Source organism: Parvibaculum sp. (assembly GCF_035511255.1).
GTDB lineage: Bacteria > Pseudomonadota > Alphaproteobacteria > Parvibaculales > Parvibaculaceae > Parvibaculum.
Genome location: NZ_DATKFR010000046.1, coordinates 1 through 2276, shown reverse-complemented (window position 1 = coordinate 2276; position 2276 = coordinate 1). Strand labels below are relative to the sequence as shown.

Sequence of the window (2276 nt, the reverse complement as noted above, 5' to 3'; positions counted from 1 at the left end):
ACCATGCCGACGAGGCGCACCGTCCGGTCGCCCTTGGTCAGCACCGTTTCGCGCGCCTCGACGCCCTTCGAGGTCACGGCGAGATAGCCGCCCGTCTGTTTCTCGATCGTCGCCGCGAAAATCGCCGCGACGGCAACCGGCAACGCGACGGCGAGGGCGAGCGCGACGACGCCGAGCGCGATGAACGTGTGCCGGACGAGATGCGTCCTGACCGGCAGATCGGCGGCGCGGAGCCACGGCCGGCCGGAGCGGCGATCGACGCGCCAAAGCGCCAGCGCGGCGATGGCGAGTTGCAGAAGGTCGAGCGGCAACAAGGTCGAACGGTCGGTATAGACCGGCGCGAAGGGCCAGGGATTGACGCTCGCCCAGAGGATGTAGGTAATCGGCAGCGCGAAGATGCGCTTGGGTATTTGCGGCACGAAGACCAGCGCCAGCACGACGAGCGGAAGAAAAAGAAGCACGGCGTAGATCGCGAATGCGTTGCGCAGCGGCGTCAGCGCGGAGACATGCGCGAGCCCGCCCAGCAGATCGTCGACGGTCGAAAGCGTGCCGTCGATGGCGAAGGCGATCAGCCAGGCGCTGACGAAGACCGTCACGCCGGCGAGAAAGCGCCTGCGGCGCGCAGGCGGCGCATCGGGTGTCAGGTCGGTCATGCGCGCGCGTCTCCTCGGGCTGTTCGGGCGAGGAGGCTAGCAGATCGGCGATACGATGCCATTAACGTCGCGGGTGATGCGCAGGTACCTTTACCTCCCCCTTTGAGGGGAGGTCGAGAAATTCGCGGAACGCGGATTTCTCGGGTGGGGAGAGGAGCCATGCGGCAAGGACTTTCCCAACTTTCCGCTCGGCGCCCCCACCCGAAAAATCCTTTGGATTTTTCGACCTCCCCTCAAAGGGGGAGGTAAAGGAAGAGCGCTGCGAGCTTCGGAGGCAAATTCACGCCTTCTTCAGGAACTCCGTCTTCAGCACGAGGCCCTTCACCTTTTCGGCGTTGCATTCGATGAGGCCCTCGTCGCCGGTGAGGCGGATGTTCTTGACGACCGTGCCGCGCTTCAGCGTGACCGAGGTGCCCTTCACCTTCAGGTCCTTGATGACCATGACGCTGTCGCCGTCCTTGAGCTCGTTGCCGTTGCTGTCCTTGACGATGAGGGTCATGGGGTCTGTCCGCTTGGAGGAATGATGGCCCTCTTTAGGGGTCGGGACGGCGAACCGCAAGCGGACGGTTTGAAGCAGGCTTAAACCGCGTCGCGGGCCTTGCGCGTGTCCAGCGGATCGCGCTTCAGCACGCGGCCTTCGAGCGCGCCGAGCCAGTCGAGCCCGTCGCGGAGCCGCACGACCTCGCCGATGACGATGATGGCCGGCGCCTTGAAGCCCGTGCGCTCGACATCGGCGGCGGCGCTCGCCAGCGTCGTTTCGAGCACCTGCTGGTCCCTCAGCGTCGCGTTGCGGACCAGCGCGACGGGTTCGTCCGCCTGCCGACCGTTCGCAATCAGCAGATCGGCGATGCGCGGCAGATGCGACAGCGCCATGTAGAGCACGATGACGGGCGAGCCCTTCGCGATCGACGGCCAGTCGAGATGTTCCGGCACCTCGCCGCCCGCCATATGGCCGGTGATGAAGGTGACGGCGTGATTGACGTCGCGATGCGTGACCGGGATGCCCGCATAGCCGAGGCCGCCGATGCCCGCCGTGACGCCCGGCACGAGGCGGAAGGGAATGCCGGCGTCGACCAGCGCCAGCGCCTCTTCGCCGCCGCGTCCGAAGACGAAGGGATCGCCGCCCTTGAGCCGCAGCACGCGCTTGCCCTGCCGCGCGAGTTCGACGAGCCTCGCCGAGATGTCGCGCTGCTTCGGGCTCGGCTTGCCGCCGCGCTTGCCGGAATATTCGAGTTTCGCGCGCGGGGACGCGAGGCCAAGCACCGCCTCGTCCACCAGCGCGTCATAGACGATGATGTCGGCCTGGTTGAGCGCATTGACCGCGTGAAGCGTCAGCAGGCCCGGATCGCCCGGCCCCGCGCCGACCAGCCAGACCCAGCCCGGCTCGAAGGCGGGCAAGCCGAGGCGCGCGGACAAATCCTCCGCCGCCCGTCCGCCCAGCCTGACGACTTTGCCGTCGCTCATTTCACCGATCTGAATTGTTGTTTGTCCGTTACTTGCAACATATCACGTAAATAGAGGGATGTCGCCCCGGATCAAGGACGCACCGCCTCATTCCCGTCCAGCCCTAACGTCTATCTAATATTGTCATCCCGGCGAAAGCCGGGATCCATGGCAGCGAAC

General features: G+C 65.9%; 3 protein-coding genes. All 3 read right to left on the bottom strand.

Going from position 1 to position 2276, the window contains the following annotated elements; genetic code table 11:
• Window positions 1-653, bottom strand: a 653-nt coding sequence (locus VMR03_RS01555; protein WP_325401593.1) for a hypothetical protein, incomplete at its 3' end; no start/stop codon positions are given.
• Between the two features lie 280 nt (window positions 654-933).
• The gene (locus VMR03_RS01550) at window positions 934-1152 is read right to left on the bottom strand and encodes an alkylphosphonate utilization protein (RefSeq protein ID WP_325401592.1); all 219 of its coding nucleotides are present in this window, start codon (window positions 1150-1152) and stop codon (window positions 934-936) included.
• An 80-nt stretch (window positions 1153-1232) separates the two neighbouring features.
• Window positions 1233-2117, bottom strand: coding sequence for a uroporphyrinogen-III C-methyltransferase (gene cobA / locus VMR03_RS01545; RefSeq protein WP_325401591.1), 885 nt, complete (start codon window positions 2115-2117; stop codon window positions 1233-1235).
• Window positions 2118-2276: the final 159 nt, after the last annotated feature.

Excerpts from the sequence above, each read along its gene's own strand:
- cobA (WP_325401591.1), bottom strand. The coding sequence starts at position 2,117 with ATGAGCGACGGCAAAGTCGTCAGGCTGGGCGGACGGGCGGCGGAGGAT.
- VMR03_RS01550 (WP_325401592.1), bottom strand. The coding sequence starts at position 1,152 with ATGACCCTCATCGTCAAGGACAGCAACGGCAACGAGCTCAAGGACGGC.